At 60.6% G+C, this 15,774-nt stretch carries 11 protein-coding genes; 5 read left to right on the plus strand and 6 right to left on the minus strand.

From position 1 onward, the window contains the following. Positions 1-19: 19 nt before the first annotated feature. Positions 20-289, minus strand: a complete 270-nt coding sequence (locus AB4N73_RS20795; RefSeq protein ID WP_460142490.1) for a HigA family addiction module antitoxin — start codon at positions 287-289, stop codon at positions 20-22. 254 nt (positions 290-543) lie between these two features. Between AB4N73_RS20795 and AB4N73_RS20800 the strand changes: the two genes are divergently transcribed. Together AB4N73_RS20800 and AB4N73_RS20805 are read left to right on the plus strand one after the other, a co-directional pair. Continuing rightward, the gene (locus AB4N73_RS20800; protein WP_082530345.1) at positions 544-1,008 is read left to right on the plus strand and encodes a hypothetical protein; all 465 of its coding nucleotides are present in this window, start codon (positions 544-546) and stop codon (positions 1,006-1,008) included. A gap of 383 nt (positions 1,009-1,391) precedes the next feature. Further along, on the plus strand, positions 1,392-2,885 hold the full coding sequence (locus AB4N73_RS20805; protein ID WP_071172128.1) for a YifB family Mg chelatase-like AAA ATPase: 1,494 nt from the start codon (positions 1,392-1,394) through the stop codon (positions 2,883-2,885). On the opposite strand, the gene AB4N73_RS20810 is transcribed toward AB4N73_RS20805, so the two are convergent. The 3 genes from AB4N73_RS20810 to AB4N73_RS20820 form a co-directional block, all read right to left on the minus strand. Beyond that, positions 2,882-4,096 (minus strand): aldose 1-epimerase family protein, encoded by a 1,215-nt coding sequence (locus AB4N73_RS20810; RefSeq protein ID WP_460142491.1) that lies wholly within the window; start codon positions 4,094-4,096, stop codon positions 2,882-2,884. The genes AB4N73_RS20805 and AB4N73_RS20810 overlap by 4 nt on opposite strands. A 196-nt stretch (positions 4,097-4,292) precedes the next feature. Further along, entirely contained in the window at positions 4,293-6,269 is a 1,977-nt protein-coding gene (locus AB4N73_RS20815; protein ID WP_016772578.1) for a methyl-accepting chemotaxis protein, read from the minus strand. 188 nt (positions 6,270-6,457) lie between these two features. Then, positions 6,458-7,378 (minus strand): LysR substrate-binding domain-containing protein, encoded by a 921-nt coding sequence (locus tag AB4N73_RS20820; RefSeq protein WP_236167765.1) that lies wholly within the window; start codon positions 7,376-7,378, stop codon positions 6,458-6,460. 160 nt (positions 7,379-7,538) lie between these two features. Between AB4N73_RS20820 and AB4N73_RS20825 the strand changes: the two genes are divergently transcribed. After that, entirely contained in the window at positions 7,539-8,933 is a 1,395-nt protein-coding gene (locus AB4N73_RS20825) for a NorM family multidrug efflux MATE transporter (RefSeq protein ID WP_236167766.1), read from the plus strand. Positions 8,934-9,061: 128 nt separating this feature from the next. Here the strand turns inward: AB4N73_RS20825 and AB4N73_RS20830 are convergent, their stop codons facing one another. Then, positions 9,062-10,735: a putative bifunctional diguanylate cyclase/phosphodiesterase gene (locus tag AB4N73_RS20830; RefSeq protein ID WP_056791613.1), complete on the minus strand. Its 1,674-nt coding sequence runs from the start codon at positions 10,733-10,735 to the stop codon at positions 9,062-9,064. 272 nt (positions 10,736-11,007) lie between these two features. Here AB4N73_RS20830 and rep point away from each other — a divergent pair, with 272 nt between their 5' ends. Then, positions 11,008-13,017, plus strand: a complete 2,010-nt coding sequence (rep, locus tag AB4N73_RS20835) for a DNA helicase Rep (RefSeq protein ID WP_016772574.1) — start codon at positions 11,008-11,010, stop codon at positions 13,015-13,017. A gap of 57 nt (positions 13,018-13,074) precedes the next feature. Continuing rightward, positions 13,075-13,647 (plus strand): xanthine phosphoribosyltransferase, encoded by a 573-nt coding sequence (locus AB4N73_RS20840; protein WP_042607125.1) that lies wholly within the window; start codon positions 13,075-13,077, stop codon positions 13,645-13,647. A 132-nt stretch (positions 13,648-13,779) separates the two neighbouring features. On the opposite strand, the gene AB4N73_RS20845 is transcribed toward AB4N73_RS20840, so the two are convergent. Next, complete coding sequence (locus AB4N73_RS20845) at positions 13,780-15,702, minus strand: acetyl-CoA hydrolase/transferase C-terminal domain-containing protein (protein ID WP_460142492.1); 1,923 nt, start codon at positions 15,700-15,702, stop codon at positions 13,780-13,782. Positions 15,703-15,774: the final 72 nt, after the last annotated feature.

Raw genomic sequence — 15,774 nt, forward strand, 5'->3', positions numbered from 1 at the left:
TTCGCGGATGCAGCAATCGCTATGAGCCCGCATGCCGGAGCTGGGCTCTGCGCAAATCGTAAGTCGACTGAAGATTCATCCAGAACTCAGGCGTAGTGTTGAGCTGAATGGCGAGGCTGATTGCCAGATCGGCGCAGATCCTGAGCTGGCATTTCACAAGCTCTTCGATCTCGCTTTCGGGCCATTTCGTGGGCATGGCCAGATCCATGACGGTCATGCTCAACGGCTCCATGAATTCCTTATTCAGAACCTCGCCCGGAAGAATCGGGCGCATACCACTGCGGTCCATTTTTTTTCGCCTCCAGAGGCTGCGTTGAGTGGCCAAACTGGAACATCCGACTCCGGATACAAGATCTTCACACCCCTTTCGCCAGCGTCCTACAAATATTAGGGCATGGCCCTACAAACATCAGCGTCTGCGCCTGATTCCGTGAGCTCTTCGCTGTGATTAGGCTGGTGGCTTTCGCCTGCGCTGGTCGATCCTATTCGTCGAGTTCCAGGCGATACACATTGATCGCCAGACACTCTGGTTCTGGATCCCTCTTGTCTGATTTGCTCAAGCTCAAAGAAAACACGCTGGTTCAGCATCCAGATGGTGGTTACATCTTTGGCACGATCCCCGATATGCCAAAATTCGGCTTGCCAGGCGGGAAGATTTATCTGCGGGTAGGTATTCACCGTCGAGCGAATAGTGGTTTTGGCGTAGTGCACATTTGGGAAGCCCATAGTGCCGATTTGCTCAAGCATGGTTGCCAGACTGCCGATGGGGTAGCAGCGATTGTTGCGAAAATGATCGTCCCGGGGGCGCAAATCTATTGTGAGTTCAAAGAACAACGATGTGGAAACAGGGTCGCGGTACTGAGGACATCTATGGGAACACTGATTCTTGAACCGCGACACGAGCGCGCCACAGGATTTGGTTACTTCGTGGTGACTTGGTACCCGCAAAAACGTGCACATGGCACGTTAGTGGGGCAGATACCACGAGCACCACCAAATCAGAAATAAAAAAAGGCGTCCGATGGACGCCTTTTAAGTATTTTTTGAGGAGTAGTCGCAGCGATTCTTTAGCTCCTGGCTTTACGGCCTTGGGTTCAGAATCCGACAGGCTAGCCCGTCGTCACTACTTCAGAGAAACCAGCTTTCTCTGCTGCCAAAAATGCGGGGGAGCTTTTGCTGGTGCCCAGTCCCGACGAATGCGCAGTTGCAGTCCTCGAATGGGATGATCCTTCAATGCCGTGCGAGAGTCAACGCTCTAATTCAGGCAAGCAGTGACAGCCCATCGGGTCTGGATACGTCTTGTAAACCTCTATTTCAGCACCGAAACCCGGCTCAACTACCCTTCAAAAACCCGCATGAAGCGGCTCCCCGATTCAGCTCAAGGAACGACCATGTCCCTCTCCATTGTCCACAGTCGCGCCCAGATTGGCGTGGAAGCCCCCGCTGTTACCGTCGAAGTCCATCTGGCCAACGGTCTGCCGTCGCTGACCATGGTCGGCCTGCCTGAAGCGGCGGTGAAGGAGAGCAAGGATCGCGTACGCAGCGCGATCATCAATTCCGGACTGCAATTTCCGGCGCGGCGGATCACCTTGAATCTGGCGCCGGCGGACCTGCCCAAGGATGGCGGGCGGTTTGATCTGGCGATTGCCTTGGGGATTCTGTCGGCGAGTGTGCAGGTGCCCTGCCTGACCCTGGATGAGGTGGAATGTCTGGGTGAGTTGGCGCTGTCGGGTGCCGTGCGGCCGGTGCGTGGTGTGCTGCCGGCGGCACTGGCGGCGCGCAAGGCCGGGCGGGCGCTGGTGGTGCCTCGAGCGAATGCAGAAGAGGCGTGCCTGGCATCCGGGCTCAAGGTGTTTGCGGTCGATCATTTGCTGGAAGCGGTGGCGCATTTCAATGGGCACACGCCGGTCGAGCCTTACGTTTCCGATGGTTTGATGCACGCTGCCAAGCCCTATCCCGACCTCAACGAAGTGCAGGGTCAAACAGCCGCAAAGCGCGCACTGCTGATTGCCGCAGCGGGAGCTCACAATTTGTTGTTCAGCGGGCCACCGGGAACCGGCAAGACGCTGCTGGCCAGTCGTCTGCCGGGTTTGCTGCCGCCGCTTTCCGAATGCGAGGCGCTGGAAGTGGCAGCGATTCAATCGGTCGCCAGCGGGGTTCCCTTGACTCACTGGCCGCAGCGGCCGTTCAGGCAACCGCACCATTCGGCTTCAGGGCCGGCATTGGTCGGTGGCAGCTCGAAACCGCAACCCGGCGAGATCACCCTCGCCCACCACGGCGTGCTGTTTCTCGATGAGTTGCCTGAGTTTGATCGCAAGGTGTTGGAAGTTTTACGCGAGCCTTTGGAGTCGGGACATATCGTCATCGCGCGGGCCAAGGATCGCGTACGTTTCCCCGCGCGATTTCAATTGGTTGCCGCGATGAATCCGTGCCCCTGTGGATATCTTGGCGAACCCAGCGGCAAATGCTCGTGCACACCGGATATGGTCCAACGCTATCGCAACAAGTTGTCAGGGCCGCTGCTGGATCGTATCGATCTGCACCTGACCGTGGCGCGGGAGGCAACCGCGTTGAATCCGGCAGCCAAGCCCGGCGAAAACAGCGCCAGCGCTGCGGCGTTGGTCGCCGAAGCGCGGGAGCGCCAGCAGAAACGTCAGGGCTGTGCCAATGCGTTTCTCGATCTGCCGGGGCTCAAGCGTCACTGCAAGTTATCCACAGCTGACGAGAAATGGCTGGAGGCGGCCTGCGAGCGACTGATCCTGTCGCTGCGCTCGGCGCATCGCCTGCTCAAGGTCGCGCGCACGCTGGCGGATCTCGAGCAGGCCGATGCGATTACCCGCGAGCATCTGGCCGAGGCACTGCAATACCGGCCGGCGACACCTTAATGCTCGGTCAGATCAACCAGCGGTGCCTGACGCACTTCGGTATCACGCCCGGCCTGAATCTCGGTCACGCGCTTCAAGGCGTTATCCACCGCAGCTTTATCCGCCAACAGGCTGTAGCTGATCTGGAACTGCTTGTGCTGTTTTGGGGCGATGGTCGGCACCAGATTCAACGGCCGCTGATAGCGACGGTTGTAGGAAAAACTGGTTCCCGGTTCCAGGCCGGTGACGTAGCCCTGCCCCTGGGTGTCGGTGTTTTTCCACAGCGAGAACACCGGCAACTGCTCGGTGTTGAAGCCTACGGATACGCCGAGACTACCGGCCTTGTTGTGCAACACGGTCAAGGTGTCGCCCTTGGCGTCGGCGTAAGGCACGACGTTGTAGACGGTTTCGTCGTAATCCTTGGTTGGCGCGCGATAGGTCTGCCAGTCGGGCAGATCACCCTTGGCCTTGTCGTTGAACGGCGACACCTGCTTCACCGGCGCAGCGAATTTTGCCCCTTGCTCAAGAAACGGTGTGCTGAAATTGCTGTGATACAGCGCCTGATATTCCTTCGCATAGTCGCCGTTGTTGGTCAGAGTGTCGTTAAGGACGAAGCTTGCGCTGCCCGGTTCGGTGACCAGTTCGGTCGCTACCGAGAAATCGACTTTCTTGAATGCCTGCTCTTTCAGCTCGCCACGCAGCGTGATGGCATACGGCGGCTTCTCGTCGATGTGCAAAGTGACGGTGCTGGCCGGGATGTTGGCGGCGCGACCGTGCAAGGTCAGCAATTCGCCGTTATCCATGCCAGGATGGCCAACCCACTCGTAACCGCAACGGGTGACCAGCTCATTGAAGCCCTCCAGCCAGCCCAGACCACCGCGACCGTTGAGCTCGATGAACGCCGGGTTGACCACGTCCTTGACCGGCGAATCCCAGCCCATGCGCACGTCGCCCACCGAGGCCTGCAACACGTTCATGCCACGGGTCGGCACCACCGAGAGTTTCATCGTGCCGTTATCGATGTCGACGATGCTGACGCCCTCCTGACGACCGCCATGCAGAGTACGCAGGGTCACGGAAAACGGTTTGGCGGTTTTTACACCGAGTTGCTCGCTGGTGATCGTCCGGTTTTTTGCCGGAGTGCTGGCGTCGAGCAGGACATAGTCCCAGGCCATGGCGTGAGAAGCGGCAGAGAATGCGCCGAGGGCGACGAGGAGTTTGAGCGGGGTCATGGCAGCAGCCCTTTATTGGAGTTGTGCCATTTTTATAGCGCTGCGGAAACGTTTCAGCAAGTGCAAAGAAGAGGTGGGAGAAAAGCATTCGCAAGCAGGCTCGCTCCCACAGGGACATCGGGCCTTCACAATATTTGTGAATTACGCCGACTACTGTGGGAGCGAGCCTGCTCGCGATAGCTGTTTCAAAGATGCATCAACGGAAGCGGTCAACCTCGGAACGCAGATCCGCCGCCAGCTTCTCCAGCTCTTTCGCGGTGACAGCCAGGTTCGACACCACCTCACGCTGCTCGCTGTTGGCCAAGGCGATGCTCTGCAAGTTGCTGCTCAGCAACGTTGCAGTGCTGCTTTGCTCCTGAGTGGCCGTGGTAATCGCGGCAAACTGCTGCCCCGCCGAACGGCTCTGCTCGTCAATCCGCGCCAGCGCCGAGGCGACATTGGCGTTGCGCGACAGACCTTCCTGCATCAGCACATTGCCCTGTTCCATGGTGCTGATCGCATTACCGGTTTCCTGCTGAATGCTGTGGATCATGCTGGAGATTTCGTCGGTCGCCTGACGGGTACGCGAGGCGAGGCTGCGCACTTCGTCCGCGACCACGGCAAAACCGCGACCTTGTTCACCGGCACGAGCGGCTTCGATGGCAGCGTTGAGCGCCAACAGGTTGGTCTGCTCGGCGATCGAGGTGATCACACCGACAATGCCGCCGATTTCCTGAGAACGCTGCCCCAGCGTGTTGATCACGCTGGCGGTGCTGTTCAGCGCACCGGCGATCTGCTCCAGCGACGACGACGCTTCTTCCATCGAGCTTCGGCCGATCTGCGTCTGCTGAGCGTTTTCCTGCGCCAGGCGCTGGGTCGCGCCCATGTTGTCGGCGATGTTCAACGACGTCGCGCTGAACTCTTCCACGGCGCCGGCCATGCTGGTGATTTCGCCCGACTGTTGCTCCATGCCTTCGTAAGCACCACCGGACAAACCGGACAGCGCCTGCGCACGGCTATTGACCTCTTCCGAAGCGCGGCGGATGTGCTCGACCATGGTCGACAGCGCCTGGCTCATCTGGTTGAACGCGCGGGACAGCTGCCCGATTTCATCGTGGCTCGATACGTTCAGACGCACGCTCAGATCACCAGCACCCAAGGCCTCAGCCTGACGCACCAGATCGCCCAACGGCGCGAGTTTGCTGCGCAGCAGCCAGACCACGGAACCGACCGCAAGCAACATCGCCAGCAGGCTGCCGATCGCCAGTTGCGTACCGACGCTCCAGGTCACCGCGCGGATCTCGGCTTTCGGCATGCTCGCCACCACCGACCAAGGGCCACCTTCGAACGGCACGGCGATGCTGTAGAAGTCCTCGCCCTTGTCGCTCCAGAACTCACCCTTGCCCGGGGTTTTGACCAGGTTGTTGATGGTCGGGGCGGCTTGATCCAGGTTTTCGACGCCGGCAATCGGCACCAGCCATTTGTTCTGCTCGTCGAGCAGGGCCAGCGAGCCGGTCTTGCCAATGCGGAAGCGCTTGAGATTGGCGAACTGCGCGTTCTGCGCGTCGGTGTAATCGAAACCTACGTACAACACGGCGATGATCTTGCCGCCCGCATCGCGCACCGGTGTGTACTGCGACATGTAGTAGCGCTCGAACAGCAGCGAGCGACCGACATAACTCTGCCCCGCCATCAACTTCGCGTAGGCCGGGTTGGCATGATCGAGCACGGTGCCGATGGCACGGGTGCCGTCCTGCTTGCTGACGTTGGTGCTGACGCGAATGAAGTCTTCGCCGCTGCGCACGAACACCGTAGCCACGCCGGCAGTCATCTGCTTGAACTCGTCAACTTCCTTGAAGTTGTTGTTCAGCACTTCGTTGCCCAGATGCAGACCCGGGGTCTGCACGCCGGCCACGGTCACTGGCTGATCAGGGTGCACACTCAGGCCACTGCCGAAGCGTTTTTCGAACAGACCGCTCAGGCGCAGGGTGCTTTCGCGCAGCGTACCGTGGAAGGTACTCAGTTGATCGGCCAGCAGCCGGGCCTCACTGGCCAGATGCTCTTCACGGGTGGCGAGGTTGGCGGAATCCAGCGAACGCAAGGCGAACACCGTACTGCCGCTGATGACTATCGCCAGTATCACAGCAAGGGCAAGACCCAGCTGCGAGGCGATCCGAGCACGAGGTTGAGACATGAACAGCTCCTGGCCGAGCCACCGAATCCTCCTTGATCGCGGTAATTGCCCGGAAAATATTCTAATAGTGGGGTGTAGCGCGAAACCGGCACGACGGTTCCACAAGCTCGTAGTCGGCGGTAAAACCGAATACTTGAGCGCATTGCGTGGGTATGGCGCAGTAGTGGCATTGTGCCGGCTCGAACGTTTCAGCTCAAGCGCGCCACCGCCGGCAGTTGCATGGCGCGGACTTCGCTCTGCAGAAAATCGCTGAGGCGGCGCAAACGTTCACCTCCCGGACGCGGTTTCGGCCAGACCAGGTAATAATTCAGGCCACTGGCGACGGCCGTTGGCCACGGCAGGCTCAAGCGCCCCTGCGCAACATCTTCGGCAACCATCAACAGATCACCCATCGAAACGCCGTAGCCGCGCGCCGCCGCGATCATGCCCAGCTCCAGCGTATCGAACACTTGCCCGCCCTTGAGCGAGACCTGATCGGACAGGCCCATGCGCTCCAGCCAACTGCGCCAGTCGCGGCGATCGGGGGTCGGGTGCAGCAGTTCGGCGGTCGCCAGACGCGCTACGTCCCAAGGTTGATCATTGAGCAGGTTCGGCGCACCGACCGGAATCAATTCCTCGGGAAACAGCAGGCTCGCTTCCCAGTCCGGCGGGAAATGCCCGTCACTGAGCAACACCGCGCAATCGAACGGTTCATTGTTGAAGTCCACCGAATCGATATCCATCCATGCGCTGGTCAGTTGCACCTCATTGCCCGGCTGCAAATGGCGGAAGCGACTCAACCGCGCCAGCAGCCAACGCATGGTCAGGGTCGATGGCGCTTTCATGCGCAGGATGTCGTCCTCGGCACGCAAGGTATTGCAGGCGCGCTCAAGGGCGGCGAAGCCTTCGCGGATTCCGGGTAGCAGCAGCCGTGCCGATTCGGTCAGTTGCAGGTTGCGCCCGCTGCGATGAAACAGCCGGCAGGCGAAGTGTTCTTCAAGGGTGCGCATGTGCCGACTGACCGCGCTCTGGGTGATCGACAATTCTTCCGCCGCGCGGGTGAACGAGCTGTGTCGCGCTGCCGCTTCGAATGCGCGAAGGGCATACAACGGCGGAAGGCGTCGGGACATACAAAAAGCTCCAGTAGCGGGGATATAGCCAATCCGGCGGGTACGTTTCAGGATGAGTATTAATCATGCCACCCATCCTTTTTATCCCTTTGTGCAAAGCCTGCCAAGCGCCGAGAATCGACGCTCTTCTGCTTCCTCTGATATTTGGGTGGTGATGACCATGCAGCATCCTGTGCGTACCGAACTCTGGGCCATCCTGCGGCTGGCGGGGCCGCTGATTGCTTCGCAGTTGGCGCACATGCTGATGGTGCTGACCGATACTCTGATGATGGCGCGCCTGAGCCCCGAGGCGCTGGCCGGGGGCGGCCTCGGTGCGGCGAGCTACTCGTTCGTGTCGATTTTCTGCATCGGCGTGATTGCAGCGGTCGGCACTCTGGTGGCGATCCGTCAGGGTGCCGGCGACATCATCGGTGCCGCGCGCCTGACCCAGGCCGGGTTGTGGCTGGCCTGGCTGATGGCCCTCGGCGCCGGGCTGCTGTTGTGGAACCTCAAACCGGTGTTGCTGCTGTTCGGCCAGACCGAAACCAACGTCAACGCCGCCGGGCAATTCCTCATCGCCCTGCCCTTCGCCCTGCCCGGTTATCTGAGCTTCATGGCGCTGCGCGGCTTTACCAGTGCAATCGGCCGGGCGACGCCAGTGATGGTCATCAGCCTCGCCGGCACGGTGGCCAACTTCCTGCTCAACTACGCGCTGATCACCGGCATGTTCGGCCTGCCGCAACTGGGTCTGACCGGCATCGGTCTGGTCACGGCGATTGTCGCCAACTGCATGGCACTGGCGCTGGCCTGGCATATCCGTCGGCATCCGGCTTATGACGCTTATCCGTTGCGCGCCGGTCTGTCGCGGCCGAACCGGCAATACCTGAAAGAACTCTGGCGCCTGGGCCTGCCGATTGGCGGCACCTATGCGGTGGAAGTCGGGCTGTTTGCCTTTGCCGCGTTGTGCATGGGCACCATGGGCAGTACGCAAATGGGTGCGCATCAGATCGCCCTGCAGATCGTGTCGGTGGCCTTCATGGTCCCGGCCGGGATGTCCTATGCCATCACCATGCGCGTCGGCCAACACTACGGCGCCGGGCAACTGGTCGATGCACGGATGTCCGGGCGTGTCGGTATCGCTTTCGGCGCCGTGGTGATGCTCGGCTTCGCCCTGGTGTTCTGGCTGTGGCCGAACCAGTTGGTCGGCCTGTTCCTGGACCATAATGACCCGGCGTTTGCCGAGGTGATCCGTCTGGCGGTGAGCCTGCTGGCAGTAGCGGCGTGGTTCGAGCTGTTCGACGGCACGCAGACGATTGCCATGGGCTGTATTCGCGGGCTCAAGGATGCCAAGACTACGTTTCTCGTGGGGCTGGCTTGCTATTGGCTGATTGGCGCACCGGCGGCGTGGTGGATGGCGTTCCATTTGAACTGGGGGCCGACGGGCGTCTGGTGGGGATTGGCGCTGGGCCTGGCGTGTGCGGCGGTGAGCCTGACGCTGGCATTCGAATGGAAGATGAAGCGGATGATTCGGCGCGAGCCGCAAGCTCAAGGTTTCAACATCCCCCAGGCCGAATGAGGGTTTCCTTTGTGGGAGCGAGCCTGCTCGCGAAGACCGAGTGCCAGGCCCAGATCATTCAGCTGACATAACGCCTTCGCGAGCAGGCTCGCTCCCACGGGGATTTGCGCCGGCCGCAACAATTGTGATCAACCGACGATTTCCAGGGCCGGCTGCTGGTTCGATCCAGACGTCAGATATTCCACCAGCTCATCCAACGGCAACGGCCGGCTGATCAGATAACCCTGCACCTGATCGCAGCCGAACCCGCGCAACAACTCCAGTTGCTCCGGCGTCTCGACGCCCTCGGCGACCACTTCCAGATGCAGGTTGTGCGCGAGGTTGATCATCGCGTGCACCAGTTTGCGGTTCTCTTCGCGCTGTTCCATGCCGCCGACAAAACTCTTGTCGATCTTCAGCAAGGTGATGGGCAGGCTGTTGAGGTGCACGAACGACGAAAACCCGGTGCCGAAATCGTCCAGGGAGAAGCGCACACCGAGGCGGCCGAGCGCATCCATGGTCTGTTTGACCAGATCGCTGCGCCGCATTACCGCGGTTTCGGTCAGTTCGAATTCCAGCCACTGCGCCTCGACGCCGCGCTCGGCAATCAGACGGCTGAGTGTCGGCAGCAACTGGCTGTCCTGAAACTGGCGGAACGACAGGTTGATCGCCATGTGCAGCGCCGGCAGACCCTGCTCGCGCAAAGCCTGCATGTCGCGCAAGGCGCGAGAAATCACCCAGTAACCCAATGGCACGATCAGACCGCTCTGCTCGGCCAGCGGGACGAACTCGCTCGGTGGCAACAGACCGCGCTCGCCATGACGCCAGCGCACCAGCGCTTCGAGGCCGACAATCTGGCCGTCCTCAAGATTCAGGCGTGGCTGGTAATGCAGTTCCAGCTCATCGCGGCGCAAGGCCCGGCGCAGCTCGCTTTCGAGATCGGCCATGCTCCGCGCGTTGCGATTGATGCGTTCGTTGAAGATATGAAAGGTGCAGCCCTGCGTGCTCTTGGCCTGCTGCATGGCGATGTGCGCGTGCCACATCAATGGATCGGCGCCGCCATTGGCGCGGGCATGGGCGATGCCAAGGCTGGAGCCGATCAGCAGGCTCTCGCCGTCGACCCAATAAGGTTCGGCCAACGCCTCAGTGATGCGTTCGGCCATCCACTCGGCGCGTTGCGGCGCGCGGCGGGTATCGATCAGCAGAGCGAATTCATCGCTGCCCAGCCGTGCCAGTTGATCGCCGGCCTCCAGCTGACTTTTCAGGCGCGCGACAACTTGCAGGATCAAGCGATCGCCGGCCTGATGACCAAGGGCATCGTTGGCATGGCGGAAGTTGTCGAGATCGAGATGGCCTAGGGCAAGACCGCGCCCGTCGCCCTCGGCAAGACGCGCAGTAAGCAGGGTCTGAAAGCCCTGGCGATTGGCGATGCCGGTCAGCGGGTCCTGTTCGGCGAGGCGCTGGAGAGTGTTTTCCAGCACGCCGCGCTCGCGCACATGGCGCAGGCAGCGCTGGAGCATGCCGGCGTCGAGAGCGTCGAACACCAGCCAGTCGCTGACACCGACCGGCGCGGTGGCCGGCTCGTGCTCCAGCAGCAGAACGGTCGGCAGGCTGCAACGCCCGGGCGGCGGTTGCAACGCTGGCAGGGTCAGCAGTACCGCGTGGCGGTTGTCCTCGAACAGGCGGCTGACCGAATCCCAGTTCGGCGCACTGATCAGCACCGCCGCGCTCCCCATCGGAGCCAGACACTCACGCAACAACGCTGTCCACGCTGGCTCTTCGGCCAGTAGCAGCAAACGCAAGGGTTCGACAGGCGTAGACAAGCTGACTCCCTAGACTCTGCAATGATGTAGGCGGGGCATTATGCCGGTGTGCTGAACAATGACCAATGCGTTGTCTGATGACAACGACCTCTAAACGTTATTTTGTGTCACGAATGAGAACATTAGCCGCAAAATCCCCGCGTATCCTGCGTGAAAGTAACAAAACCGGCAAATTTGAATCGCGTGTTGCGTCACAAGTCGGACAGAGCAGCACAAATCGCTGAGCCTGTTAAAATGCCGGCCCATTTCGTCAACGACTCCCGAATTTTCGTATGTCCCGACTCAATCCCCGGCAGCAAGAAGCCGTGAACTACGTCGGCGGCCCTCTATTGGTGCTCGCCGGTGCTGGCTCCGGCAAGACCAGCGTGATCACGCGCAAGATCGCGCACCTGATCCAGAACTGCGGCATCCGCGCCCAGTACATCGTCGCCATGACCTTTACCAACAAGGCCGCGCGCGAAATGAAAGAGCGGGTCGGCACCCTGTTGCGTGCCGGCGAAGGGCGTGGCCTGACCGTCTGCACCTTCCACAACCTGGGCCTGAACATCATCCGCAAGGAGCATGCGCGGCTGGGCTACAAACCCGGTTTCTCGATCTTCGACGAAACCGACGTCAAAGCCCTGATGACCGACATCATGCAGAAGGAATACGCGGGCGACGACGGCGTCGACGAGATCAAGAACATGATCGGCGCCTGGAAAAACGACCTGATCCTGCCCGCCCAGGCCCTGGAAAACGCGCGCAATCCCAAGGAACAGACCGCCGCCATCGTCTACACCCACTACCAGCGCACGCTCAAGGCGTTCAACGCGGTGGACTTCGATGACCTGATCCTGCTGCCGGTAAAGCTCTTCGAAGAACACGCCGACATTCTCGAAAAGTGGCAGAACAAGGTCCGTTACCTGCTCGTCGACGAATACCAGGACACCAACGCCAGTCAGTATCTGTTGGTGAAGATGCTCATCGGCAAGCGCAACCAGTTCACCGTGGTGGGCGACGATGACCAGTCGATCTATGCCTGGCGTGGCGCGCGTCCGGAAAACCTGATGCTGCTCAAGGACGACTATCCGTCCTTGAAAGTGGTGATGCTGGAGCAGAACTACCGCTCCACCAGCCGCATCCTGCGTTGCGCCAACGTGCTGATCTCGAACAACCCGCACGAATTCGAAAAACAGCTGTGGAGCGAGATGGGCCACGGCGACGAGATCCGCGTGATCCGCTGCCGCAACGAGGACGCCGAAGCCGAGCGCGTGGCCATGGAAATCCTCAGCCTGCATTTGCGCACCGACCGCCCGTACAGCGATTTCGCGATTCTCTATCGCGGTAACTACCAGGCCAAGCTGATCGAATTGAAGCTGCAGCACCACCAAGTGCCGTATCGCCTGAGCGGCGGCAACAGCTTCTTCGGTCGCCAGGAAGTGAAGGACCTGATGGCTTACTTCCGCCTGATCGTCAATCCGGATGACGACAACGCCTTCCTGCGCGTGATCAACGTGCCGCGTCGCGAGATCGGCTCGACCACCCTGGAAAAGCTCGGCAACTACGCCACCGAGCGCAAGATCTCGATGTACGCCGCCACCGACGAAATCGGTCTGGGCGAACATCTCGACAGCCGCTTCACCGATCGCCTGGCGCGCTTCAAGCGCTTCATGGACAAGGTTCGCGAGCAGTGCGCCGGCGAAGATCCGATTTCGGCGCTGCGCAGCATGGTCATGGACATCGACTACGAGAACTGGCTGCGCACCAACAGCTCCAGCGACAAGGCGGCGGACTACCGCATGGGCAACGTCTGGTTCCTGATCGAGGCGTTGAAAAACACCCTCGAAAAAGACGAAGACGGCGAAATGACCGTCGAGGACGCCATCGGCAAACTGGTGCTGCGCGACATGCTCGAGCGCCAGCAGGAAGAAGAGGACGGCGCCGAAGGTGTGCAAATGATGACGCTGCACGCCTCCAAAGGGCTGGAATTTCCCTACGTGTTCATCATGGGCATGGAAGAGGAAATCCTCCCGCACCGCTCCAGCATCGAAGCCGACACCATCGAAGAAGAACGCCGCCTGGCCTACGTGGGCATCACCCGCGCCCGCCAGACCCTGGCATTCACCTTCGCAGCCAAGCGCAAGCAGTACGGCGAAATCATCGACTGCGCGCCGAGCCGCTTTCTGGATGAGCTGCCGCCGGACGATCTGGCCTGGGAAGGCAACGACGACACCCCGACTGAAGTCAAAGCCGTGCGTGGTAATAGCGCATTGGCCGATATACGCGCGATGTTAAAGCGCTAGAATCGACTACTTTTTAATCTACCTTCGGCGCCCATCGCGCCACCAGAGGAAGCTGTTGTGGAAGCACTGCACAAAAAAATCCGCGAAGAAGGCATCGTGCTTTCCGATCAGGTCCTGAAAGTCGACGCTTTCCTGAACCACCAGATCGACCCGGCCCTGATGAAGCTGATCGGTGACGAATTCGCCGCGCTCTTCAAGGACTCCGGGATCACCAAGATCGTCACCATCGAAGCCTCGGGCATCGCCCCGGCGATCATGACCGGTCTGAACCTCGGCGTGCCGGTGATCTTCGCCCGCAAGCAACAGTCGCTGACCCTGACTGAAAACCTGCTCTCGGCGACCGTCTACTCGTTCACCAAGAAGACCGAAAGCACCGTGGCCATTTCCCCGCGCCACCTGACCAGCAGCGACCGCGTGCTGATCATCGACGACTTCCTGGCCAACGGTAAGGCCTCGCAAGCGCTGATCTCGATCATCAAACAGGCCGGCGCCACCGTCGCCGGTCTGGGCATCGTTATCGAAAAGTCGTTCCAGGGCGGCCGCGCCGAACTGGACTCGCAGGGCTACCGCGTCGAGTCGCTGGCCCGGGTGAAATCGCTGAAGGATGGCGTCGTTACCTTCATCGAGTAACCAGCGGCACCGAGTTTCCCCTGTGGGAGCGAGCCTGCTCGCGAATGCATTGTGTCAGTCACCCTGTTGAGTGAATGACACACCGCTTTCGCGAGCAGGCTCGCTCCCACAGGGGGTTCTGGGGGTGGTCAGTTATTGCGTGGTGGCTTTTAAGCCGGTGAGGAGCAGCCGCTGGAAAAGGTCTTCCTTCAACCCCTCCGGATTGGTCAGCTGCATCCGCTCAAGGTGTTCCGGGAACGTTGAGGCCTCCGGCGCATCCAGCGCTGCCTTGCCCAATTCCAGAATCTCAGTCAGCTTGAACTTGCTCTTCAGCCAGTTCAGCGCCCGCAGCAGATCCCGTTCGATCACAGTGAAATCACAGCCCAGCGGATACTCCGGAAACAGGTTCGGATGTCGCGCGGCAATCGCCTGCAAGCGTTGCGGTGTGTTATCGGCAAACCGTGGATCGATACGGAAATCCTTTGGCAGCTTGCCGACTTTCTGCGCCTGTTCGATCAGTCCCGGCTGGAAGCGAGAATCGCTGATGTTGAGCAGCGCTTCGATCACCGCTGCGTCGGATTTTCCGCGCAGGTCGGCGATGCCGTACTCGGTGACGACGATGTCGCGCAGGTGCCGCGGGATCGTGCAGTGGCCGTAGTCCCAGACGATATTGGAACTGACCTCGCCGCCCGATTCGCGCCAGCTGCGCAGGATCAACATCGATCGCGCGCCCTCCAGCGCATGGCCCTGAGCAACAAAGTTGTACTGGCCGCCAACCCCGCTGAGCACGCGTCCGTCTGCCAATTGATCAGCCACGCCGGCGCCGAGCAGAGTCATGGTGAACACGGTGTTGATGAAGCGCGCATCGATGCGCTGCAAGCGCTTGAGCTCTTCCTGGCCGTACAGCTCGTTGATGTAGCTGATACGGGTCATGTTGAATTCCAGCAGCTTGCTTTGCGGCAACTCGCGCAGCCGTTCATAAAAGCTGCGCGGGCCGAGGAAGAAGCCGCCGTGGACGCAGATACCGTCAGGCTGTGCCGCTTCATCTAGGCTGCCGGCGTTGGCCTGCTCTTGGGTCGGCACATCCGGATAGACCTTGCGCCGGATGATCCCGGCATCCGCCAAAACCAGCAGCCCGTTGACGAACATCTCGCTGCAACCGTAGAGGCCTTTGGCAAATGGCGCGGTGCCGCCCTCGCGCTGAATCAATTGCGCCCATTGGCTGAGGTTGATGTCATCGAGCACCGCCTGATAGCCGGCGTTATCGGCCTGCCGCGCGAGTAGCGCAGCAGTCAACGCATCCCCCATCGAGCCGATACCAATTTGCAATGTACCACCATCGCGCACCAGCGCACTGGCGTGCAAACCAATGAAATGATCCTGAAAGCCCACCGGCATGTTCGGCGTGGAAAACAGCGTGCTGCTGTCCTTTTCGTCGATCAGCAGATCAAACGTGTCGATATCGACTTCCGCATCGCCGGGCATGTACGGCAGATCCGTATGGACCTGGCCGACCAGCACAATGGTCTCCCCCGCCTCGCGGCGCTTGGCGATCATCGGCAGCAGGTCGAGGGTGATGTCCGGGTTGCAGCTCAGGCTCAGACGATCGGGATGCTCACTGTTGCTGGCCAGCAGTTGCGCCACAAGGTTCAGGCCCGCCGCATTGATGTCGCGGGCAGCATGGCTGTAATTGCTGCTGACGTAATCCTGCTGCGCCGGCGCGCTGTTGAGCAGACTGCCCGGCTGCATGAAGAACTGTTGGATTCGGATGTTGGCGGGCAGGCTGTCATGCTGGAGATCGGCGAGAAAATCAAACTCCGGATAATCACCAAACACGCGTTCGACGAAAGGCTCGATAAAGCGCTTCTGCAACCCATCGCCCAGATTCGGCCGACCGAGGCACAGCGCGGTATAGATCGTCAGCTGCCGCTCGGGCAGGCCCTTGATGCGCCGGTATAGCGCGTTAACGAAGTGATTCGGCTTGCCCAACCCCAGCGGCAGGCCCATGTGGATGTGCGCAGGCAAACGCGCCAGCACGTCGTCCACCGCCTGTTCGATCGAACACAACTGCACCATCTGAAGCCTCCCGCCCGTTCCGTTGATAGGGGTAGACCGAGATTGCCGGGGAATTACTTCAGAGGGAAGGTG

The sequence above is a fragment of the Pseudomonas sp. S3_B08 genome (assembly GCF_054667725.1).